Origin of the sequence: Haloferax sp. DFSO60 (genome assembly GCF_046557615.1) — an archaeon.
Classification (GTDB): domain Archaea; phylum Halobacteriota; class Halobacteria; order Halobacteriales; family Haloferacaceae; genus Haloferax.
Genome location: NZ_JBKIII010000002.1, coordinates 1 through 21,356, shown reverse-complemented (window position 1 = coordinate 21,356; position 21,356 = coordinate 1). Strand labels below are relative to the sequence as shown.

17 protein-coding genes and 1 tRNA gene are annotated in these 21,356 nt (G+C 59.8%); 11 read left to right on the top strand and 7 right to left on the bottom strand.

Features of this window, described 5'->3' with window-relative positions; genetic code table 11:
- Positions 1-466 precede the first annotated feature (466 nt).
- Positions 467-1,162 (bottom strand): plastocyanin/azurin family copper-binding protein, encoded by a 696-nt coding sequence (locus ACK509_RS09485; RefSeq protein WP_410766299.1) that lies wholly within the window; start codon positions 1,160-1,162, stop codon positions 467-469.
- A 252-nt stretch (positions 1,163-1,414) separates the two neighbouring features.
- Here ACK509_RS09485 and ACK509_RS09480 point away from each other — a divergent pair, with 252 nt between their 5' ends.
- The 3 genes from ACK509_RS09480 to ACK509_RS09470 all read left to right on the top strand — a co-directional run bounded on the left by ACK509_RS09480 (position 1,415) and on the right by ACK509_RS09470 (position 6,802).
- A complete protein-coding gene (locus ACK509_RS09480) occupies positions 1,415-2,818 on the top strand; it encodes a permease (RefSeq protein WP_410766298.1) in 1,404 nt (467 codons plus the stop codon).
- Positions 2,819-3,008: 190 nt separating this feature from the next.
- The gene (locus ACK509_RS09475; RefSeq protein ID WP_410766297.1) at positions 3,009-5,057 is read left to right on the top strand and encodes a hydantoinase/oxoprolinase family protein; all 2,049 of its coding nucleotides are present in this window, start codon (positions 3,009-3,011) and stop codon (positions 5,055-5,057) included.
- The gene (locus ACK509_RS09470; RefSeq protein WP_410766296.1) at positions 5,054-6,802 is read left to right on the top strand and encodes a hydantoinase B/oxoprolinase family protein; all 1,749 of its coding nucleotides are present in this window, start codon (positions 5,054-5,056) and stop codon (positions 6,800-6,802) included. The genes ACK509_RS09475 and ACK509_RS09470 overlap by 4 nt, the downstream gene beginning before the upstream one ends.
- Positions 6,803-6,833: 31 nt before the next feature.
- Here ACK509_RS09470 and ACK509_RS09465 read toward each other — a convergent pair whose 3' ends face one another.
- On the bottom strand, positions 6,834-7,181 hold the full coding sequence (locus tag ACK509_RS09465; RefSeq protein ID WP_410766295.1) for a hypothetical protein: 348 nt from the start codon (positions 7,179-7,181) through the stop codon (positions 6,834-6,836).
- A 168-nt stretch (positions 7,182-7,349) separates the two neighbouring features.
- Between ACK509_RS09465 and ACK509_RS09460 the strand changes: the two genes are divergently transcribed.
- A complete protein-coding gene (locus ACK509_RS09460; RefSeq protein WP_410766294.1) occupies positions 7,350-8,207 on the top strand; it encodes a TrmB family transcriptional regulator in 858 nt (285 codons plus the stop codon).
- 39 nt (positions 8,208-8,246) lie between these two features.
- Here the strand turns inward: ACK509_RS09460 and ACK509_RS09455 are convergent, their stop codons facing one another.
- Positions 8,247-9,611, bottom strand: coding sequence for a PQQ-dependent sugar dehydrogenase (locus ACK509_RS09455; RefSeq protein WP_410766293.1), 1,365 nt, complete (start codon positions 9,609-9,611; stop codon positions 8,247-8,249).
- Between the two features lie 203 nt (positions 9,612-9,814).
- Here ACK509_RS09455 and ACK509_RS09450 point away from each other — a divergent pair, with 203 nt between their 5' ends.
- From ACK509_RS09450 to ACK509_RS09440, 3 genes are read left to right on the top strand one after another with little or no spacing between them, the layout of a single operon-like run.
- The gene (locus ACK509_RS09450) at positions 9,815-10,417 is read left to right on the top strand and encodes a TlpA family protein disulfide reductase (RefSeq protein WP_410766292.1); all 603 of its coding nucleotides are present in this window, start codon (positions 9,815-9,817) and stop codon (positions 10,415-10,417) included.
- Positions 10,417-11,172 (top strand): cytochrome C biogenesis protein, encoded by a 756-nt coding sequence (locus tag ACK509_RS09445; RefSeq protein ID WP_410766291.1) that lies wholly within the window; start codon positions 10,417-10,419, stop codon positions 11,170-11,172. The genes ACK509_RS09450 and ACK509_RS09445 overlap by 1 nt, the downstream gene beginning before the upstream one ends.
- A gap of 35 nt (positions 11,173-11,207) precedes the next feature.
- The gene (locus tag ACK509_RS09440) at positions 11,208-11,681 is read left to right on the top strand and encodes an FKBP-type peptidyl-prolyl cis-trans isomerase (protein ID WP_410766290.1); all 474 of its coding nucleotides are present in this window, start codon (positions 11,208-11,210) and stop codon (positions 11,679-11,681) included.
- Between the two features lie 7 nt (positions 11,682-11,688).
- On the opposite strand, the gene ACK509_RS09435 is transcribed toward ACK509_RS09440, so the two are convergent.
- The gene (locus ACK509_RS09435; protein WP_410766289.1) at positions 11,689-12,048 is read right to left on the bottom strand and encodes a hypothetical protein; all 360 of its coding nucleotides are present in this window, start codon (positions 12,046-12,048) and stop codon (positions 11,689-11,691) included.
- Between the two features lie 63 nt (positions 12,049-12,111).
- Positions 12,112-12,309: a heavy-metal-associated domain-containing protein gene (locus tag ACK509_RS09430; protein ID WP_410766288.1), complete on the bottom strand. Its 198-nt coding sequence runs from the start codon at positions 12,307-12,309 to the stop codon at positions 12,112-12,114.
- 130 nt (positions 12,310-12,439) lie between these two features.
- Here ACK509_RS09430 and ACK509_RS09425 point away from each other — a divergent pair, with 130 nt between their 5' ends.
- The 3 genes from ACK509_RS09425 (at position 12,440) to ACK509_RS09415 (ending at position 16,052) form a co-directional block, all read left to right on the top strand.
- Positions 12,440-13,045, top strand: coding sequence for an AsnC family transcriptional regulator (locus ACK509_RS09425; protein WP_410766287.1), 606 nt, complete (start codon positions 12,440-12,442; stop codon positions 13,043-13,045).
- Between the two features lie 105 nt (positions 13,046-13,150).
- Positions 13,151-15,727 (top strand): heavy metal translocating P-type ATPase, encoded by a 2,577-nt coding sequence (locus tag ACK509_RS09420; RefSeq protein ID WP_410766286.1) that lies wholly within the window; start codon positions 13,151-13,153, stop codon positions 15,725-15,727.
- 106 nt (positions 15,728-15,833) lie between these two features.
- Positions 15,834-16,052, top strand: a complete 219-nt coding sequence (locus ACK509_RS09415) for a hypothetical protein (RefSeq protein ID WP_410766285.1) — start codon at positions 15,834-15,836, stop codon at positions 16,050-16,052.
- A gap of 27 nt (positions 16,053-16,079) precedes the next feature.
- Here the strand turns inward: ACK509_RS09415 and ACK509_RS09410 are convergent, their stop codons facing one another.
- Entirely contained in the window at positions 16,080-16,934 is an 855-nt protein-coding gene (locus ACK509_RS09410) for a hypothetical protein (RefSeq protein WP_410766284.1), read from the bottom strand.
- Between the two features lie 243 nt (positions 16,935-17,177).
- On the opposite strand from ACK509_RS09410, the gene ACK509_RS09405 reads away from it, so the two are divergent.
- On the top strand, positions 17,178-20,771 hold the full coding sequence (locus ACK509_RS09405) for a tetratricopeptide repeat protein (RefSeq protein WP_410766283.1): 3,594 nt from the start codon (positions 17,178-17,180) through the stop codon (positions 20,769-20,771).
- A 235-nt stretch (positions 20,772-21,006) separates the two neighbouring features.
- Here ACK509_RS09405 and ACK509_RS09400 read toward each other — a convergent pair.
- Positions 21,007-21,083 (bottom strand) — tRNA-Cys (locus tag ACK509_RS09400).
- Positions 21,084-21,356 lie beyond the last annotated feature (273 nt).

Genomic DNA, 21,356 nt, shown 5'->3' with positions numbered 1-21,356 from the left:
TCGTGTTCGTCGGAGGGTGCGTGCGCGTGCTGGTCGTGCGAGGCGTGCGCATCTGAGTGGTCGTGGTGGGGTTCAGTCATGGGTCATCACTGCATGTCAGTACGCGACGCGCTCCGAGTGTGGCGTCGAATGACAACACATAACACAACATACGAGCGCCAGACTTATTCGGATTCTTGCTTCGATTCGGTGGGTTAGGCGTCTACGTTCCTTCGAAAACAAAGCCGAGCAACGAACTGAGCCCCGAGTAACCACAGCATCGACACGGAACGAGTACCTCCCACTGTCTCGCTGGCAGTGCTGGCTGTCGTCGCCCTCCACAGAACTCACACCCTCACAGAACAGCTACGCTCGTCTTCCACGCCGTTCGAGATATCGGACTCACCGTGTTCGGTTTCGTGGTGACGTTCGTCGTTCTTCGACTCGTCGAGTAAGTAAGTCGAGGGCGGGCGAACGCGATATCGTCTTATTGGTCGTCTTCTGCGAGCGCCTTCCTCGTCATCTCGTTCAACTCGGCCAGTTTCCGCTTGATTGGTTCGGACTTGTCTGCGGGAATCTCGCGGAGTGCCACCTGCTCGTCCGGGTCGGGATAGCCAACGATGACGGTGGCAATCATCTCAAGGGCTTCGTGCGGGATGCAGTAGTAGTGATACACACCCTCGACATCGAACGTGTGTTCGAAGGTCGCAGCGCGTTCGGTCAGGATGCCACTGTCCCACGATGCTGCGCCATCCGGAACGAGTTGTGGCTGGCCGTTATCCGGATGGTACGCCGTCGTCGAGTGCGTTCCGCTTTCGTTGACGAAGGTTACCGTCCCACCCGTGTTGACGCGCACGACGTGGGGTTCGAAGTGGAATCCCGCCGAGGTGGTTCGCATCGCAACTTCGGCGCGGTCTGTCGGCGGGCCGATTGGTTCGGTGTGGTCGTCGTCGGAATCTGTCGCGCCGTCGTCGTCACCACCACGGTGGCCGTGACCCATCTGGTCGTCGTGGTGGGTAGTCATTCCCCCCTCGTCGTGGTGGTCCGCTGGTGTGTGGACGCCCGTTTGCGGAGGAGTTCGTTGCGTGTTAGTCGGGACGCCGACACAGCCAGCGAGTCCGACTATGGTGGCACCGCCGGTCAACTGAAGGATTCGGCGGCGACTAAGTGAATTGTCAGTCATGGTCTCTGTCTGAAAATTGGTTTCCTGTGGATATAGGGTGGAAGTTGATTTCTTGAGTCTGAGAATCGACAACGACGTTACGTTCACGAGTCAGTAGATAGGCCGAGATTCGACGACCAGACTCGTTCGAGTGACCTCCTGCACGGTTCGGGAGTTGGTCCCGCACTCTCTTTCGATGTGTAGGAATATTGTATTCGAGACTTTGGATTGCGAAGAGAAGCAGGCAAAGACGATGGTAACGTATCTTTCAGTATGCAAGCCGCGCTCGTCGATGGAATCCTCGAATCGTTACGAATCGGTGTCGGCTTCCTCTGGACGGCCGCGTGGGCGATTATTATGGGACTCGTCATCACGAGCCTCGTCCAACTGTACGTCTCGAAAGAGCGAATGGCACGGGTGTTGGGAAATGACGACCTCGGTGGCCTCACGAAGGCGACGCTGTTTGGCGCTGCGAGCAGTGGGTGTAGTTTCGGAGCCGTCGCAATCGGGAGGGGGCTGTTCAAGAAGGGCGCACACGCAGTGAACGTTCTCGCGTTCATGTTCGCTTCGACGAACCTCATCGTCGAACTCGGGTTGATGATACTCATCCTCCTCGGCTGGGAGTTTCTGGTCGCCGAACTGCTGGGTGGCGTCATCCTTATCGCCGTGATGGCACTCATCGTCCACGTGACGCTCCCGAAGAACCTCTTCGACGAGGTTCGGGCGGAGTTGAATCTCCACGACCGCGAACAGGGCATCACCGAAGACCCAACCTGTGGGATGCTGGGCAAAGACGAGTACGCAGTGCAGACAGATGGCGGCGAGGTTCTGAAATTCTGCTCTGCGGGATGTCTGGAAACGTACCAGCAGGAAGTTTCGAGTCGCGGTAACTGGCGCGAGGAACTGCTGTCGTGGGGCGGGTGGTACAAACTCGGCAACCAGTACCGCAAGGAGTGGTCGATGATTTGGAAGGACGTGGTCGCCGGGTTCCTCATCTCGGGATTCGTCATCGTCTTCGTGCCACAGTGGGTGTGGAACGCACTCTTCCTGCAAGGAGATAGCATACTCGTGAGCGCCGAGAACGCAATCATGGGCGTCGCTATCGCCGTCATTAGTTTCGTCGGCAGCATGGGAAACGTCCCGTTCGCAGTCGCACTCTGGGGTGGGGGAATTAGTTTCGCGGGAGTCATCGCATTCGTCTATGCCGACCTCATCACGATTCCCGTGTTGAACGTCTATCGGAAATACTACGGCTGGAAGGTGATGCTGTACATTCTCGCCGTGTTCTTCGTGACGATGGCGTTTACTGGCTTCCTCATGGAGGAGTTGTTCGCCACCCTCGGAATTGTTCCCAATCTTGCTGGTGGGCAGACAGCGACCGAACAGACGTACTTCGAACTCGACTACACGTTCTATCTCAACGTGGTTGCGTTCGCACTCTCGGGGTTCTTGCTGTACGTCTACCGGCGTGGACTCGGTGCCCCGGGTCCGTACCGTGACCCAGTCTGTGGAATGCGGACCGACGATGACAGGCCGTCTGCGACCTACGATGGCGAGACGTTCTACTTCTGTTCGACGCGGTGTAAAGAAGCGTTCAAGCAGGAGCCAACCACGTTCTTACCGGACCAGCAACACGTCGTCGAAGGAGGTGACATGAGTGGACACGAACACCACTAGTGAGAATTAACAAATGACACTTCCACTACCATTATCGGGAACTATACCACCTCGAGTGACGACTGGCACGATATGTCACACGACAGGGAGACAGTGGTTCGAACCCGCAGTGAGCGAGTCGAGTCTACTCCCTCTCATCTCTCTTTTCGGGTCGCCTCGGACAGGTTTCGTTCGCTGACGAGGGGGACACATGAGTAACGAGCGCCGAGTCGGGGTCGATATCGGCGGTACGTTCACCGATATCGTCACCATCCACGACGGCGCGGTGAGCGTCTCGAAGACGCCATCGACCCCCGACAACCCCGACGAAGCCGTCATCAGTGGTCTCGAAGCCGTCAGCGAACGGGAGGGCTTCGCACTCGAAGCTATCGAGTTTCTCGCCCACGGGACCACCGTCGCGACCAACGCCGTCCTCGAAGGCGAGTGGGCCGACACTGCGCTCGTCACGACCGAAGGCTTCCGCGACGTCCTCGAAATCGGGCGACAAGCCCGGCCAGACCTCTACGACTTTCAGGTCGAAAAGCCCACGCCAGTCGTCGAGCGTGACCGCCGCTACGAAGTCCGAGAGCGACTCGACGAACGCGGGAACGTCCTCACCGAACTCGACGAAGACGGCGTTCGCACACTCGCGACCGAACTCATCGACGCCGACGTGGACAGCGTCGCAATCTGTCTGCTCTACGCGTTCGAAGACGACAGCCACGAACGACGCGTCCACGACATACTCGCCGACGAAGGGCTGGACACCTCGTACTCACTCTCCAGTGTCGTCCTCCCCGAAATCCGCGAGTACGAACGAAGCCTCACCACCGCGCTCAATGGCGCGCTCAAACCAGTGATGGACCGCTACATCGGTTCTCTCGAATCCCGTGTCGAGGCACACGGTGTCGGCGCAGAGCTGAAAATCATGCAGTCGAACGGCGGCATCATCACCGCCGACATCGCCCGCGAGCGCCCCGTCAACACTCTGTTGTCCGGTCCTGCGGGCGGCGTCCAAGGTGCGACCTACGTTGCTGGACTCTCGGGCGAGCGCAACCTCATCACGATGGACATGGGTGGCACCTCGTGCGACGTCTCGCTCGTCGAAGACGGGACGCCGCTCGTTTCGACCGATACCGAAGTCGGCGACTATCCCATCGCAGTGCCGACGATAGACATCCACACCGTCGGCGCAGGCGGGGGGTCGGTTGCGTGGATCGACGCCGGGGGCGCACTGCGCGTCGGCCCAAAGTCTGCCGGTGCCGACCCCGGCCCGATTTGCTACGGACGGGGTGGCGAGCGCCCGACGATTACTGACGCGAACCTCCTGTTAGGAAGAATCGACCCACACGCATTCCTCTCGGGCGAACTCGGTGTTAAAATTGAAGACGTCCGCCGCCACTTCACCGAAGAAATCGCCGACCCGCTCGACATGTCGGTCACGGAGGCCGCACAAGGCGTCCTCGACGTTGCCAACGCGAACATGGCGCGGGCACTGCGTGTCGTCTCCGTCGAACGAGGCTACGACCCCCGCGAGTTCGGCCTCGTCGCGTTCGGCGGTGCAGGCCCCCTCCACGCCTGCAAACTTGCCGACGAACTCGATATTCCGACGGTCATCGTTCCCCGCACCGCAGGCGTCCTCTCGGCGCTCGGTCTGCTCATCAGCGACATCCTCTACGATTACAGTACGTCGCGGGTGCGACCGTGGGACGCTGTTTCTCCCGACGACCTACAATCGCAGTTCGACGAATTCGCCGACGAAGGGCGTGAACGACTCGCCGCCGAGCGGCTGGAAGCAGACGCGATGCAGTTCGAGCGCACCCTCGACCTACGCTATGCAGGCCAAGCGTTCGAACTCTCTGTTCCGGTCCCCGATGGCGACCTTTCGGACGACACGATGACGACTCTCGCCGACCGATTCCACGAACGCCACCGCCAGCGGTACGGCCACGCCTACCCGGACGAACCGCTCGAACTCGTCACCATCCGCCATCGGGCACGTGGCCTGGTCGAAACACCCGAACTCCAACCGACAGACACCGGTGAATCGGTCGAATCTGCCGTCATCGACACCCGCGAAGTCGTCTACGACGGGAACCCGGTGGAGACCTCGATTTACGACCGCGACGCACTCCCGGTCGGCGCGTCGTTCGAAGGACCGGCAGTCGTCAGCGGGGTCGAAAGTACCGTCGTCATCCACCCCGGCCAGCGAGTATCGGTTGACGACTTCGGCAGCCTCCACGTGGAGGTCAGTCCATGAGCGTTGATTCGGTCACGCTCGAAGTCATCAGAAACGCCTGTATCGCCATCGCAGAGGAGATGAACGCGAATCTGATTCGCACGGGTTACTCGCCGAACATCAAAGAACGGCGCGACTGCTCGTGTGCGATGTTCGATGCCGAGGCCGAACTCATCAGTCAAGCCGAGAACATGCCCGTCCACCTCGGGGCGATGCCGTTCTCGGTCGCGGCGGCTATCGACCGATTCCCGCCCGAAACACTCAGCGACGGTGACGCAATCATCCTCAACGACCCGTTCCGCGGGGGTGCCCACCTGCCGGACCTGACGCTCGTCACACCCGTCTTCGTCGATGGCGACATCGTGGCCTACGCCGCGAATCGTGCGCATCACGCCGATATCGGTGGGGCCCGCGCGGGGAGTGTCGCGGCCGATTCGACCGAAATCTACCAAGAGGGTCTCCGAATCCCACCGGTGAAACTGTTCGTCGCAGGTGAGGTGAACGAGGCAGTGATGGACCTCATTCTCTCGAACGTCCGCACGCCGGACGAACGGCGGGGTGACTTGCGCGCACAAGAGGCCGCGAACCAGACCGGGAAACGACGGTTCGTCGAACTGGTCGAAAAGTACGGGATAGAGACGCTCTCAGAGGCAATCTCCGAAATCAAAGATTACTCTGAGCGCCGAATGCGTGCAGAAATCTCGTCGCTTCCAGATGGCACCTACTCGTTCGAAGACGTCCTCGACGACGACGGTGCGGGCAACGAGAACCTACCCGTCGTCGTGGAGGTGACAGTACAGGGAGATTCAGTGTCCGTCGATTTCGAGGGGACAGCGCCACAGACCGATGGCCCGGTCAACGCCGTCTTCGCGGTGACGGCGAGTGCGACCTACTATGCAGTTCGCTGTGTGACCGACCCGGACATCCCACCGAATCACGGCTGTTACCGGCCAATCAGCATCCACGCGCCCGAAGGAACCATCGTCAACCCGACGCTCCCGGCGGCCGTCGTCGGCGGCAATCTCGAGACTTCCCAGCGCGTCACGGACGTGGTGTTGGGCGCGTTCGGGCGCGAGGTTCCCGAGCGCGTCGTCGCCGCCTGCCAAGGGACGATGAACAACATCACCTTCGGCGGCATCGACCCGCGAGGTGGCACCGCGAGCAGGGCAGACGAAGGCTCTCCGGACTCGTCCGGTGGTGGGTCACCCTACGCCTTTTACGAGACGCAGGGCGGTGGATTTGGTGGTCGTGCAGGCAAAGACGGCATGGACGGCGTCCACGTCCACATGTCGAACACGATGAACACGCCGATCGAGGTACTCGAAACCGCGTATCCGCTTCGAGTGACGCGCTACGAACTCCGGCAAGACTCGGGTGGTGCAGGCGAGTTCCGTGGGGGACTCGGCCTTCGACGAGACATTCAGGTGCGCGGCCATCGCGCTACGTTTAGCCTCCTCGCCGACCGCCACGTGAGCGCACCCTATGGGCTCGCCGGTGGCGAATCAGGCGGCAACGGCGCGGCCTATCTCATCGACGGCGACGAAGAGAAACTCCCACAGAAATCGACACGCACGCTCGAATCAGGGGAGACAGTGAGTATTCGAACACCCGGCGCAGGTGGATACGGTGACCCTGCCGACCGCGACCGAGTAGCTATCGCCCGTGACCTACGTCTCGAGAAGATATCGCCCGAATTTGCTCGCGAACACTATGGCGACGACGAAGAGCGTTCGAAAAAACAGCGAGTGGGTTCCGACCACCGCTGAGCTGTACCGTAATTCTGGTTGGCGAGCCAGCCTAGAGGGCGTCACGCACCGAATCGAATGCGTCTTCGACCTTCGGGAGCGCAGCACTGACGTCTTCGATGGTCGAATCGAACGTCACGAGTTGTTGGCCCGGGTCGTAGGTGAGTAATCCAGCACTATCGAGTTCCGGCAGGTCGATGTGATGGAGCGTTACCATCACTTCTTCATCGATGAGACCGTCGTTCGACTCTGAGAGATTCGCCGCGAGGGTGAAAAGCGTCACAGGACTACTACGCGAACTCAACTCTGCGATGAGGTCACGGCGGCGTTGTTGGCCGAGGAGGTCGAACAGTTCATCGAGCGCAACTGGCAGGCGTTCGGCTGACCCCTTTGTGCTCATACCCGTGTTAACGAACCTCAAGTAAATAAACGTCTATTGAGACTTCGGCTGAAACAACAGGAAAATAATTAGTATAGACCAGAAGATTTTCAACTTTTTCGACCATTTGGCCCGTATTTTTACACAGCCCCCAGGAACGCTGATTAGTGTATATACCGTATCTTTCGTATGGTCTCGTTCGACCGCGAGCGAGTAGAAGACAGAGCAATCGAGCTATTGACAGAGCTCTCGTTGAGCGATTACGAGGCTCGAACGCTCGTCGGACTACTCCGACTAGGAAGAGGAAGTGCGCGGGAGGTGAGCGATATCGTTGAAGTCCCTCGGTCACGGGTGTACGACGCGGTCGAATCGCTTCACGAGATGGGACTGGTTGATATCCGCTATGGGACACCGAAAGAGTTCATTCCCGTCTCCCAGGAGACGACGATTCGGAAGTTCGCCGTGAAGTACGAGGACCTCATCGAAGAACTCTCCAGTACGCTCGAACGGTTGAGTCCAACAGAACTCCGAACCGAACAGATTGGCGTGTGGACGGTCACTGGCTCACAGAATGTCAATCGGCGGGTTATCGAGTTCATCAACGACGCCCAAGAAGAAGTCGTCTTCATGAGTGAGGAGGAACTGTTGACCGACGAAATAGTCGATGCGCTTTCGAGAGCAGAAGCCAGAGGAATCGAAATCTACCTCGCTAGCGCCGACGACGAGGTGCAGAATATCGACACCGTTCTTCCAAATTCGACCGTCGTGGACACGCTGTGGGAGTGGTCTGGGTCGCACATCTCACGGTTGTTACTCGTCAACGACGAGGTGACACTCGTGAGCGTCGAGCGGTCGGTCGGGAATAACGAATCTACCGAGGTTGCAATCTGGGGCCGCGGAACCAAAAACAATCTCGTGGTCGTCCTTCGGACCATTTTTGCCGTCCAGTTCGGTGAGGACCGCGAAGAGTTCGACACGGACTCAGAAGACACCGAAAGGATGACCAAAGAGGACGCGGATAGTGGCATGAACGACGAGATGGGCTAATCGAGTGAGTGACGCCCGATCTGTTCGAACTCCGCGACCCTACTCGTCCGTTGGAACGACCCGAAGCAGTCGGTCGTCGGTCTGTTTTGGATACGATTCGCCTTCGATTTCAGTTCGACCGTCTCGGTTACTCGTTGCGACGAGAAGCGACCCATCGGGGGCTTGGGTCACGTCTCGGATGCGACCAACTTCGTCTTCGAACAGCGTGTGTGCGACTGCGACGTATCTCTCATCCATCCAGGATGCATCGAAGACGGTGCCGCTGTCTGTCCCGGGGAGTCTCTCGCCTCGCGGTGCGAGTGTGACCACGTTCAACCGCTGTGAGCGAAGGCCGCCGATGATGAGGCGGTTCTGTAATCCGGAGACTGAGCCGGTATAGAATACACATCCCGGTGGTGCCCACGTTCTCTTGCCTGTGTTGACGAGCGGGCGCTCGAAAGTAGAGTCGGTGTAGCCAGTTTTGCCACGCTCGGTCGGGTCGATAGTTCCCCATCCGTAATCACCGCCTGCAACGAGGCGGTTGACCTCGTCTGCACCACCCGGCCCGTGTTCGGTTACGAGCGGCGTTCCGTCGGGGAGCCACGTGATTCCCTGCGGATTTCTGTGTCCAATCGTGTAGAGACGAGAGTCCGCATCGGGGCCAAAATCCGGGTTGTCGGACGGAGCAGAACCATCTGGTTCGAGTCGGAGAACAGAGCCGTTCAGGGTCGTCACGTCGGCCGCGTTCGACTCCTCGGCGGCGTCGCCAATCGTCACCCAAAGGTAGTTTTCGGGACCGAACGCGACTCGACTCCCGTTGTGAACGTTCGCTCCCAGAACGTCGTCGATGAGAATCGTCTCGGTCGCCGCAGGTGCGTCCGCAGAGACGTCGAAACACGAGAGTCGATTTCGCTTGCCGTCCTCGGTGTCGTAGGTGTAAAAGGCGTACACGACCGGCACGTCTGGGTAGTTCGGGTGGACAGCGAGACCCATCAACCCACCTTCGCTTCCAGCGGCCCACCAGCCACCTTCTTCCCCGGCGACAACCGGACTTGCATCGACGACGTCGGTCGTCTCGAACGCGGTTTCGAGTTGGCTATCGCGGTAGTGGAGAATCCGACCGGGGCGTTCCGAGACGAACAGGTCGCCGTTGGGGGCGAACGTCACGTCCCACGGAATTTCGAGTCCTTCGACGACTGGTTCGACGGTGAGAGACGTCGGTGGCGCAGTCGTTGGAACCTCCCACGAGGCGTCGGTCGAGACGGGAGCGTGGGTGACCGAGAGGTCGTATTCGTCAGTTACTGCTGGGGTCGCCCCGATGTACTGACCGAGGCTATTCGTCGTTGCCTGGCTGAGACAACCGGAGAGAGAACCGAGACAAAGTCCTGCGAGGAGTGACCGACGAGAGAAACTCCGCTGTGACATACTAACTTGAGCAACCCGACACCAACTGATAAGTTATTCTATTTTTAGGCCAGCCAAAAGCGCCAGAATAGTTGACATAGAAACAGTTTTGCGGCGGGTTTCGAAATTTGTCAGATACGGGTGTGGTGGCCGCACATCGCTTGTGCAACGTTCACACCCACCCGAGACTCAGTTAAGATTGGACAGCAATAGTATATAAACAAATGTCACCACATCCGACGCGACGAAAGTTCCTCCAAGTCGCTAGCGTCGGCAGCGTCGCCCTCGCCGGATGCCTCGGTGGGAGCGACTCACCGCAATCGACGACCGACTCCGGTGGCGACCAAACACAACCCACAGACTCGGCGACCGGTGAGTCAGGGGGTTCGAATATCGACAGCGCGTGGTTCACGTCAGAACTCACCGACGTCAACTCGGGTGAGACGTTTACGGTCGAAGGCCTCCTCGACCGACCGATTCTGTTAGAGACGTTCGCCGTCTGGTGTTCGAACTGCCTCCGTCAGCAGAAGGAACTCATCACGTTCCACGAGATGCTGGGTGACGAGGTGACGACCGTTGCACTCGATATCGACCCCAACGAAGACGCGCAGTTGGTCCGCGAACACACCGAAAAACACGGCTTCGACTGGCGCTATGCGATTTCTCCGGGGTCTGTCACCCAGAGTCTCGTCGACGAGTTCGGGTCGTCGATGGCGAGTCCCCCCGTCGTTCCGATGCTCCTCATCTGCCCTGATGGCTCTGTGACCCGCCTGAAAGACGGGCACAAGACGACTGGCTTCCTCCGCGAGTACATCTCTCAGTGTTGATGACGCTGGCACCGAAGCTTCTCGAACTGTTCGTCCTCGGTGTGGGAACCCCGTTGACGGCGGCGTGTGCGCTCCCGCTCTATCCGGGTTTTCTCGCGTATCTCGCTCGACAAAGTAGCCGAAGCGAAGCGACAGATGGGGGCACGACAGAGAAGACTGGGCTTCCAATCTCCGTTCTCGGCCTGCTCGTGACGCTCGGTGCGGTGTCGTTCATGCTCCTCGTCGGCGTCCTCTTCTCGCTTCTGCTCGAAGTGTCGCTGACTGCCGTCGTCCAAGTCGTCTCACCGCTCGCGTTCGGCGTGTTGTTCGTCGTCAGTCTTGCACTCCTCTCGGACACCAAAATTTTCACACGGGTTCCGACGATACAACCGCCGGAGACGAAGCACCCCGCACTCTCGGCGTTCGCCTACGGATTTTTCTTCGGCGCGATTATCCTCCCCTGCAACCCGGGGTTTATCGCGCTGTTCTTCGCCCGCGTTCCGGTCCTGTTCAACACCACCGCCGAGAGCCTGCTCGGGTTCTTCGCGTTTGGCCTCGGCATCGGCGCACCACTGCTCGTGTTCGCACTCGTCTCCGAACAGTACAGCAGACAGGTCACACGCTGGTTCGCCCGCCACACCACGGCTATCAATCGCGTCACGGGCACGGTGATGCTCGTCGTCAGCGTCTACTACCTACTCGTGGTCTTCGACGTACTCGGCATCGCCGGACCGGTGAGTGCCGCGTTCGATTTCGTCTTCGGGCTCGTTGGATAGCCGACTTTATTTTCTCGCTCGACTGAGGCACAAGCATGCCCATCGAACTCGGCGACCGAGTGGCGATTCAGTATGTGGGCCGCTTCGAAGACGGAAGTGTGTTCAACACCTCCCAGTACGAGGTTGCTGTCGAACACGGACTGGCCGCTGCACAAGAACGAGACGAGTCCGAATATCGGCCACTCTCGTTCGTCGTCGGTGCCGGAGAGATAATCGAAGGGCTCGACGAAGCCGTCCTCGGCATGGCCGTCGGCGACGAATCGACAGTCACCGTTCCCCCGGAGGAAGGCTACGGTGCGTTCGACGCAGACCGTGTACGCGAGTACGACCCCGACGTGTTCGAGTCGATGGTCGGTGAACCTCCCGAGGTCGGTGTTCACGTCCACGCAGAGAATGGCCTTCACGGCGACGTCACCGCGGTCACCGAAGACGTGGTCGAAGTCGATTTCAATCACGAACTCGCCGGGAAAACGCTCGTCTTCGATATCGAAATCGTCGCCGTCGAGTGAGACGTCGTTATTCGGGGTCGATAACCTGTGGCCTGTCCTCGCCGTGGTCGAGTTCGACAGAGTGCGTCGTGTGGCGAGCGTGCGTTCTCGCCCAGCGGCGTGCCGAGTGTTCCGTGAGGAATTGGTCGCCGTCGGGACACTGACGGCAGGTGACGACCCACGGTGACACGTCGTCGGGGAAGTGGCCAGTGTGGCGGCGATGGTCGAGGGCGAACTGCTCGATGGACTGATTGCCGAGTTGTAACTCGTCGAGTTCGTAGGCGAGGTCCCACGTATTATCACAGCGAGAACACGAAACGGTGGGTGTGTCGTCGACCGGGGCACTCGGAAGCGGCGTCTCGAAATCGTCGTCGGTGGGAGCAGTCACACCCGTGGTTCGATGTACCCGCTTGTAACAGTTGCCCAGGTGCCCACTTGCCTCGGCTCTGACTCAGGCGCTCGCGTCGTAGCCAGCGTCCTCGACCGCCGCGATGAGGTCTTCGAGCGAAGCCTCGCCGTCGATGGTCGCTAACTCGCGCTCGCGGTCAGCAGTGGCCGCCGTGACCCCTGAAACCTCGCTCAGTGCGTCTGCGACGCGCGCTTCACAGTGTTCACAGCTCATTCCAGTGACGGTGAGCGTCGTACTCATTACACTGGTCTAAGAGAGACACAGTTTAGTGAATTTCCCTTTTGTGGATTCAGGTTTTCCAGGAACATACCTTAGAATCCAAAGCCAATTCGACCAAAGACCTACTACTTCTGCGTGTCAAGAGGAGAGTATGCGTGACCTCGACGAGACAGACGTACACATTCTCCAACTCCTGAGCGACGATGCGAGACGCCCCTTCAGCGACATCTCGGAGGCAGTCGGCCTCTCGGCCCCTGCCGTCTCCGACCGCATCGACCGCCTCCGAGAAGAGGGAATCATCCGCCGCTTTACCCTCGACCTCGACCAGTCGAAACTCGCCGGTGGAACCCCGGTACTGGTTCGCCTCCACGTCGTCCCCGAACACGTCGATACAGTTCGTAACTCGCTTCGAGAAGCCGATGCGGTCGAACACCTCTTCGTCTCCGTCGATGGCGAAGTGACGTTCCACGCGCGGTTCGACGATGGGACCATTCGACACGCACTCGACGAATTCGTCGATTTCTCTCTCGTCCGCGAGTACGACGTGCAACTGGTCGAATCTGCCGAGTGGACGCCCACAGTCAACGGTACCGAGTTCGCACTCGAATGTGCCGAGTGTGGTAATTCGGTGACGAGCGAAGGTGAAAGCGCCCGTATCGGCGGGACGCTCTACCACTTCTGTTGTTCGTCGTGTCTCGGGCGATTCGAAGACCGATACGACCGCCTCGAAGCGGGTGCGAACACCGTAGATAGCTAAACCAGTATCGAATGCTCGCTTTCGAATCGAAACTTCACGCCCGCTTTTAGACACGCTTTCGAAGTCACAATTCAGGTAAGAGAGTAGTCCGTATGTAGAAGTATCATGAGTTCACGGACAGTCCATCTCGACATCCGCGGGATGAGTTGTGCAAACTGCTCGCAGGCAGTCGGGGAGTCACTCGAAGCCCTCGACGGCGTGACGGCGGCGACCGTCAACTACGCCACCGACGAGGCGTCGGTCGAGTTCGACCCAGAGGCCGTCTCACTCGGGCAGTTGTACGACGCCGTCTCGGATGCGGGATACGAGGCGATTTCCCAACATCGGACCGTTGGCATCTCGGGTATGAGTTGTGCCAACTGTGCCGACGCGAACCGCACTTCGCTCGAATCGGTGCCGGGCGTCCTCGACGCAGAGGTCAACTTCGCCACCGACGAAGCGAACGTCACCTACAACCCCGCCGAGGTCACGCTCGATGACCTCTACCGGGCAATCGAAGAGGCCGGATACGACCCGATTCGTGAGGACGACGAGAGCGAAGACGACGCCCGCGACGTTGCACGGCGCGACGAGATTCGCAAACAAAAACGCCTCACGCTCTTCGGTGCCGCTCTCTCGGTACCCCTCCTTCTCATGCTCGCCGTCGAGTTGTTCACCGCGGCGGGGCTTCCGGAGACGATTCCGGGCACCGGCCTCCCGATAGGGCTGATTGGGTTCGCACTCGCAACACCCGTACAAGTCGTCCTCGGCCGCGAGTTCTACGAGAACTCCTACACGGCACTCGTGAAGAACCGACGGGCGAACATGGACGTCCTCATCGCCATGGGGTCTTCGACGGCGTACTTCTACTCCGTGTTCGTCCTCCTCGGCCTCCTCGCCGGGAGTCTCTACTTCGACACCGCCGCGCTCATCTTGGTCTTTATCACCCTCGGTAACTACCTCGAAGCCCGGTCGAAAGGCAACACCTCCGAAGCACTCAGAACGCTCCTCGAACTCGAAGCCGAAACCGCCGTCCTCGTCGAAGACGGCGACGAGCGCGAAGTGCCACTCGAAGATGTACAAGTTGGCGACCGGATGAAAGTCCGCCCCGGCGAGAAGATTCCAACCGATGGCGTGGTGGTCGATGGCGACTCGGCCGTCGATGAATCCATGGTCACCGGCGAATCGGTGCCCGTCTCGAAAGGCCCCGGCGACGACGTCGTCGGTTCGACCGTGAATCAGAACGGCGCGCTCATCGTCGAAGCCACCAAGGTTGGTTCCGAGACCGCGATTCAGCAAATCGTCGCACTCGTCAGAGAGGCACAGGGCCGCCAGCCCGAGATTCAGAAACTCGCAGACCGTATCTCGGCGTACTTCGTCCCCGCAGTCATCGCTAATGCGCTCTTCTGGGGGACTGTCTGGTTCCTCTTTCCCGAGACGCTCGCAGGGGTCGTCCAATCACTCCCACTGTGGGGTCTCGTCGCGGGCGGACCCACTATCGCTGGTGGGGCGATTTCGACCTTCGAATTTGCGATTGTGGTCTTCGCGTCGGCAGTCCTCATCGCCTGCCCCTGTGCGCTCGGCCTCGCAACCCCCGCCGCGACGATGGTCGGGACGGCAATCGGCGCGCGAAACGGCGTCCTGTTCAAAGGCGGAGATATCCTCGAACGCGTCAAAGACGTCGAAGCAGTGGTCTTCGATAAGACCGGGACGCTCACGAAAGGCGAGATGACGCTGACCGATGTGGTCGCTGTCGGCCCAACCGCAGACGGCTCGGGCGTCGTCGCCAGCGACGAAACACTCGGTGAGTCTGCGGTACTCCGATACGCCGCCGCCGCCGAGCGCAACAGCGAACACCCGCTCGCACAGGCAATCGTTGACGGGGCGAAATCCCGCGACATCGACCTCCCCGAAGCGGACGACTTCGAAAACGTCCCCGGCCACGGTGTTCGCGCGACCGTCGAAGGAAAGCCCGTCTTGGTCGGCACGCGAAGCCTCCTGTCGGATGCTGGAATCGACCCATCGCCGGTCGAAGACACGTTGCAGTCACTCGAAAATGACGGCAAGACCGCCATGCTCGTCGCCGTCGATGACGAACTCGTCGGTATCGTCGCCGACGCAGACGAAATCAAGCCCTCGGCCGCCGATGCCGTCGCCGCACTCCGCGAGCGCGGTGTCGCGGTCCACATGATTACCGGCGACAACGAGCGAACCGCTCGTGCCGTCGCCGAAACCGTCGGTATCGACCCGGAAAACGTTCGAGCGGGTGTCCTTCCAGAGGACAAAGCCGATGCCATCGAATCACTCCAAGCCGACGGGACGAAGGTGATGATGGTCGGTGACGGGGTGAACGATGCACCTGCACTCGCTGTTGCGTTCGTCGGGACGGCACTCGGTTCGGGAACGGACGTCGCTATCGAGGCGGCCGACGTGACGCTCATGCGCGACGACCCGCTCGACGTGATGAAGGCGATTCGCATCTCCGAAGCGACGCTCACGAAGATTAAACAGAACCTCTTCTGGGCGCTCGGCTACAACACCGCGATGATTCCGCTCGCCTCGCTCGGCCTGCTCCAACCCGTATTTGCGGCCGCCGCGATGGCCTTCTCGTCGGTGTCGGTACTCGCAAACAGTCTCGCGTTCAGAAACTACACGCCCGACCACGACTACCGACTCGTGGACTTCCTTCGAGGCGAACGCTAGCCCCTCTATTTCCGCTCGAACAATGACTCCGAGGCGGTGAGCTTTCTTTCGATTCGCCACCCTGAGACGCATTTCGTTTTTCTCCTCAGAGAGAGATATCATACGCATGGAACGACGTGTAGTCAGGACGGATACCAGCGAGTTGCTCTTGCTCGCAGTCGGCGTGTTCTTGGTCCTCGTCGGGATTGCAACTCTCGTCGGGATGCCGTGGCGCTACAACGGCGGTGGAATCGGCCTCGGTGCCCTGCAAATATTCGGTGCCGTGGCGACGATTGCACTGGGCGGCGCGCTCGCATGGCTCGGGAACAGTGGGCGTCGTAAATAGAAGAAGTCCCGTGACAGACGGGAGCGTTTAGTACCGAGACGGGAGGAACGCCATGCCGAGCAGGAGTGCGACCGTCGTCAAGGAGACGATTGCGATGCCCCACAGGCCATTTTCGAGGTGGTGGAACTGCTCGATATCAGCCGTCTGCTGTTCGTAGGATTCGTAATCTTGGGTGAGAACCATCGTCTCGTTGTTCGGGAAGTACGCGAGGTACTGTTCGCTCCCGACAGTGACGTTGGCTCGGTCACCCACGGAGATAGTGTTCTCCTGAGATGCCGTCCATTCGAGCGTGACACTCGACTGTTCGATAGCGGCGACGGTGGTCTGCTGGTCGTTGTAGGCGAGCGAGTCACCTTCAGCGATGGTTCGCGTCTCGTTTGCCGGGAAGTACTCCTCGGCGGAGACGAGCGTCGAATCGTTGATGACGACGTACTGCTCGCCGTCACGCGTGACCGTCTGGTTGTCCGCATTCGGGTCGTTCTGCAAGATTGCGGTGTTGTTGCGAATCTCGACGAGCGTTGCCTCTGCCGGGTCGGAGGTGTTCGGAACCTCGACGCGGTAGTCGGTGCCATCGAGCGTGACCGTACTGCCGTTGTCCCACGTTTCGGTGAACCGAGCCGATTGGTTCACGTACGCGATTTCACCGGAGCGAACGAGCGAACTCCCACCACCGTGGCCGCCCGACTCCACTTCCGCAGAGATCGAGGACACGGTGTAGGTCTGGTCGTTGCCAGCGACGGTGAACTCGTCACCCTGTGCCAGCGAATACTCGGGGTTCTCGAAACTGACCGTCGGCGTGGACGCAGTTGCGATGAGCGAGTATGCACCGACACCGATGACCAGGAAGAACACGACGGAGATAGCCGCGGCGCGTCGTTGCATGGTTGCGGCAAGGGCCACACGGCGTATAATGATTACTAACCTGCGCGGAGGGATTCGAGAAGGGAACCAGTCCGTTCTCGAAAGAGGAGGTTCCGTGGCTGAACGTCGAATCGGAAGCCAACTCCTGGATTCTCTCGACGACGGAGTTCCGCGGACGAGCAAGCGTTTTACCATCATCCCGCAAATAGCATTTTAGAATCATTACCGGCCGAAAGTCACAGGAAGGCCGGGGGAGAATCGCAGATGACAGCGGGCATTGACGAAACGGCGTACCTAGAACTCATCGCAGACCGGTTCGAGTTTTTACTCGCGCTCGACGGTGACCACTTCGACAAACGCGAACTGACCGAGAGGCTTCCCTACTCGCGGTCAACCGTCAATCGGGCGATTCGAGACCTTTCGGCGGCGGGACTCGTCCTCAGTACCCCGGAAGGCTACACGGTTTCGCTCAAAGGACAGTATCTCTCGGCGCTGTTCGATACCTATCGGCGCGACGTGCGCAACGTACTCGAAGTCGATGCGGCAATCTCGGCCAAAGTCGGGGACTACCCCCTGCCGAGTGTCGCACTCCTCGATGCAGACGTTGCAGTCGCAAGCGAGGGTCGTCCACACCGCCCGCTCCAACACCTCACTGACACGTTCGGGCGTGCGGATTACGGTACGTTCGTCATGCCGCAACTCCCGAAGAACTCGTTCGCAAAACGCCTGACTACGTGGCTCTCGACCGACCACGCCTGCCGACTCGTCGCACCCGAGTCTGTCGTCACCGCACTCTGGAGAGAGTATCCCGAACTCCTCGACGGGATTCAGACCGCACCCGACTGCACGCTTCGTGTGGGTGCGGTTCCACCGTACGGGCTCGCCTACACCGTCGTCGATGGAGAGCCATCTTCGACGGTCATCATGTACGAAGACAGGCGAGTCCAGAGCGTCATCACCAACACGTCGAACGAGGCGGTGGCGTGGGCGCAATCGTACACGCAATCACTCTGGGAAGACGCCAACCCGTTCGACCTCACCGGCCACCTCGATTGGATACCCAGAGAGACAGCACGCGACGAGACCGAACCAGACTCCGAGGCAGGCCTCACGAATGGTGACGAGTGGGCGACCACCAGCGCGGCACGTACACAACCAACCACGCACACCGGGAGACCCCTCCCAACGACGTTGCAGTCCCAAGGATTCGTCCGTCTCGCACCAGACTACTTCGACCGCGTCGGTGTGTCGCCACCACTGGCCTGTTGGCGTGCCGGATTCGACCTCGCCGAGGTAAACACCGGGTACGCCCTCGACCGGGAGCGACCAACCGACGACGGTCGCGAAAACGTGACCAGCGAACTGTTCGAACGTCTCTGTCAGGCGACCGACCACGTCGTCGTCGGTCCGCCCGGTGCCGGAAAGAGTACGGTCTGCATGTCGGTCGCCTGCCGCTGGTACGACCGCCAACGCGGGCCAGTTATCTATCGGAAGAGTGGCCACCGCGATGCGTTTGCTGCCACGGCACGTCTCGCATCTTATCTCACCTCGGCCCCCGGACACACGCTCGTCGTTATCGAAGATGCAACGCGTGCCGAAGCCAACGCCGTATTCGAACTCGTCAGGGACTTCGCCGACGACGACCGCGTGACGTTCCTCCTCGATAGCCGCGAAAACGAGTGGCAAACCGACAATCTCGTCGGTGCCGCGCAACTCGAATCGCACCGAACCCACGCGATACGAGAGTACACTGTCCCGCCCGTCGATGCCCGCGAGCGCGAGCGTCTCATCGAACACTTCGAATCGACGGTCAACGAACGGGTCGATATCGCCGCGGAGCAAATCTCGGTTGGCACACCAGACCGACACAGTGGAGACGACTCCGGTGACTTCCGCACCGGCAACGAAGCCACCACACCGGGTGAGATGTATCTCTTTGTCCACCGCCTCGCCCGGCACGTCGAACCAACGCCCACCAGCCGCGCGCCTCCAACCAGCCTCCTCGACGATATCGACAGCGTCTACGAAGAGTTGCGCGACGTGGGCGACCTCGCTATCGACGTTGGCGTACTCGTCAACCTCCTGAACGCCGCCGGTGTCCACGTCGATATTCCACTCGCCTACGCACTCGCTACGGACCGGTCCGACGAGTCCGTCATCGAAACCGCACTCGACAAACTCGAACGGTCGGTGTTGTACTCCGCACTCGAGAGTGAGGGGGACGAACCGGTCAGGACCGTTCACGAGACGTGGTCCGCACAGTTCCTTCACAGACTGTGCGGACTCGAATCAGAACGCCACGCTCGCCGTCGATTCGAGCGATGTCTCACTGCACTCTGTTCGCTCGTGGACGACGAACAGGCGCGAATGGCCGTCCAGTCTATCTTCGGTGGCACGGCTGACGTGATTCGGACGATAGAAGCCGACCCTTCGGCGTGGGGAAGCAATCTCGTCAAAAACGTGTTCGAACTCGGAGTGAACAATCCGGCACTCTCGTCGCTGTTCGCAGAGTCGGACTACACCAACGTCGATGTGCCACAGGCGTGCGACTCCTCGCTCTCACTCGACACCCGCCGATGGCGCGCTCGTATGTTCGTCAACGCCGGTGACCTCGACCGAGCGATGCGCGAGTTCGAGTCGCTTTCGACGGTGGACCGAGCATCAGTCAATTCCCGAGCGATTCCGTCGGACGCACTCGTCGGTGCTAGAGCAGACGGGTTAGCGGGGGTGTCTGAAGTCCTGCAAAAGCGTGGGGCGTACGACGAGGCCAGAGGCTCTGCCGAATCTGCGCTCGCTCTGTTCGAGCAACTCGACGACGACCTCGGACGCAGTGACGTACTGAATTCACTCGGGGCAATCGAATCTCGGTGCGGGAACTTCGAACAGTCGAGACAGTACTACGAATCTGCGCTCCAACTGCGTCGAGACGCTGGCGATGCGACGAGAATCGCGAGTACGCTTTCGAATCTCGCCGGAGCAGAGCGGTCGCTCGGCGAGTACGACGCAGCACTCGACCACGCGAGAGAGAGCCTCGAAATCCGCCGAGAAATCGGCTATCCGTGGGGGGAGGCGGTCAGTCTCGAAATACTTGGGATTATCGAGATGGAGACCGAACGCCTCGACAAGGCAGAGCAATACATCTGTTCATCACTCAGTATCCGCCGAGAGATTGGTGATACGTTGGGGACGAAAGCATCGCTCAATAACCTCGGACGGATAGAGTTCGAGCAGGGTCGAATCGAAGACGCCTACGCTCGTTACACCGCGCTCGTCGACCAGGTGAAAGACGAAGACGTTGGCTGGGTTCGTGGCAACGCACACTACGGTCTCGCCGAGGTGTCACTCGAACGTGGGGACGCCGATGCCGCATTCGAACACGCCGAGAGAGCGAGGAAAATCGTCGAAGACGAGTTCAAACAGGCTGAGTTGCAGTCGCTTCAGGCGTTGGCGAAACTCGACAGTGGTGACCTCGATGCGGCGACCGAACTTGCAACGGACGTCTTCGAGACGGCACAATCGCTCGATGGCGAACAACAAGTGTACGCCGGGATTGCATTCGGTCGAACACTCGCTACCGACGGTTCTGCGTCGCGGGCGCTGGAAGTACTCACACAGACGGTCGAGGCCGCACCGAACAACCTGCTCAAAGGACGGGCCCTAGTCAACCTCGGTGAAGTGTACCAGTCGCTCGGTGAATTGCAGGATGCACTGGACGCATTTGACGATGCTGCAGCGTGTTTCTCGGCCGTCGAATCCAGGGGTCGCGTCCGCAAGACGGTGACGCAGGCACTCGAAGTTGCCAATCAGATAGACGATGACGACCTCCACATGTCGCTCGGAGAATACATCGATGGCTGAGTTTTCAAGCTTCTGAATCTGCAGTCGTGTCCATCGTCGTGATGCGACTGGTTCTCTGTAAGCTCAACAACCAGTCCGAAGTCCAAACCAGAGACTCGTCGCTCGACGTGTGAATCAAAGAGAAGAGCCACGGGTCAGATTTGAACCGAAGCGAGACGTGTTCACTCGTTTACCCTTACTCGCATGGTTCAAACCCACGTGATGCCTCTCGGAGTTCACGTGGTTCACTCAGAAGAGCCAAGGGTCGGATTTGAACCGACGGGGGTTCCGCTCTGCAGGCGGATGCGTTGGGCCGAACTCTGCCACCTTGGCAACGGTTAATCCTATCGCTGTCTCGCGCTTAAGCCTGACGATGTGCGGGTTCGTCTTCGGTGGAAGACGGATACACCGGCTATGTGTGCTGTCTGGAGCACCTCGCAGTTCACGGTTCTCGTGAGAGCTATCGTCGAACCTGAGACATCACAGTCGTCGAAGGTGACACCTACTGCGGTGACTCTTCGAGTGTATTGCTCGGCAGACTCGCACGCTCGATGCCAAGCCTGCGGCTCTCTGTATAAATGAAAAAAGCCCAGCAGGCAACGCCTG

Bases quoted from the DNA above. Each gene is read 5' to 3' on its own strand.
- ACK509_RS09485 (WP_410766299.1), bottom strand. From the start codon at position 1,162: ATGACTGACAATTCACTTAGTCGCCGCCGAATCCTTCAGTTGACCGGC.
- ACK509_RS09480 (WP_410766298.1), top strand. From the start codon at position 1,415: ATGCAAGCCGCGCTCGTCGATGGAATCCTCGAATCGTTACGAATCGGT.
- ACK509_RS09475 (WP_410766297.1), top strand. From the start codon at position 3,009: ATGAGTAACGAGCGCCGAGTCGGGGTCGATATCGGCGGTACGTTCACC.
- ACK509_RS09470 (WP_410766296.1), top strand. From the start codon at position 5,054: ATGAGCGTTGATTCGGTCACGCTCGAAGTCATCAGAAACGCCTGTATC.
- ACK509_RS09465 (WP_410766295.1), bottom strand. From the start codon at position 7,181: ATGAGCACAAAGGGGTCAGCCGAACGCCTGCCAGTTGCGCTCGATGAA.
- ACK509_RS09460 (WP_410766294.1), top strand. From the start codon at position 7,350: ATGGTCTCGTTCGACCGCGAGCGAGTAGAAGACAGAGCAATCGAGCTA.
- ACK509_RS09455 (WP_410766293.1), bottom strand. From the start codon at position 9,611: ATGTCACAGCGGAGTTTCTCTCGTCGGTCACTCCTCGCAGGACTTTGT.
- ACK509_RS09450 (WP_410766292.1), top strand. From the start codon at position 9,815: ATGTCACCACATCCGACGCGACGAAAGTTCCTCCAAGTCGCTAGCGTC.
- ACK509_RS09445 (WP_410766291.1), top strand. From the start codon at position 10,417: ATGACGCTGGCACCGAAGCTTCTCGAACTGTTCGTCCTCGGTGTGGGA.
- ACK509_RS09440 (WP_410766290.1), top strand. From the start codon at position 11,208: ATGCCCATCGAACTCGGCGACCGAGTGGCGATTCAGTATGTGGGCCGC.
- ACK509_RS09430 (WP_410766288.1), bottom strand. From the start codon at position 12,309: ATGAGTACGACGCTCACCGTCACTGGAATGAGCTGTGAACACTGTGAA.
- ACK509_RS09425 (WP_410766287.1), top strand. From the start codon at position 12,440: ATGCGTGACCTCGACGAGACAGACGTACACATTCTCCAACTCCTGAGC.
- ACK509_RS09420 (WP_410766286.1), top strand. From the start codon at position 13,151: ATGAGTTCACGGACAGTCCATCTCGACATCCGCGGGATGAGTTGTGCA.
- ACK509_RS09415 (WP_410766285.1), top strand. From the start codon at position 15,834: ATGGAACGACGTGTAGTCAGGACGGATACCAGCGAGTTGCTCTTGCTC.
- ACK509_RS09410 (WP_410766284.1), bottom strand. From the start codon at position 16,934: ATGCAACGACGCGCCGCGGCTATCTCCGTCGTGTTCTTCCTGGTCATC.
- ACK509_RS09405 (WP_410766283.1), top strand. From the start codon at position 17,178: ATGACAGCGGGCATTGACGAAACGGCGTACCTAGAACTCATCGCAGAC.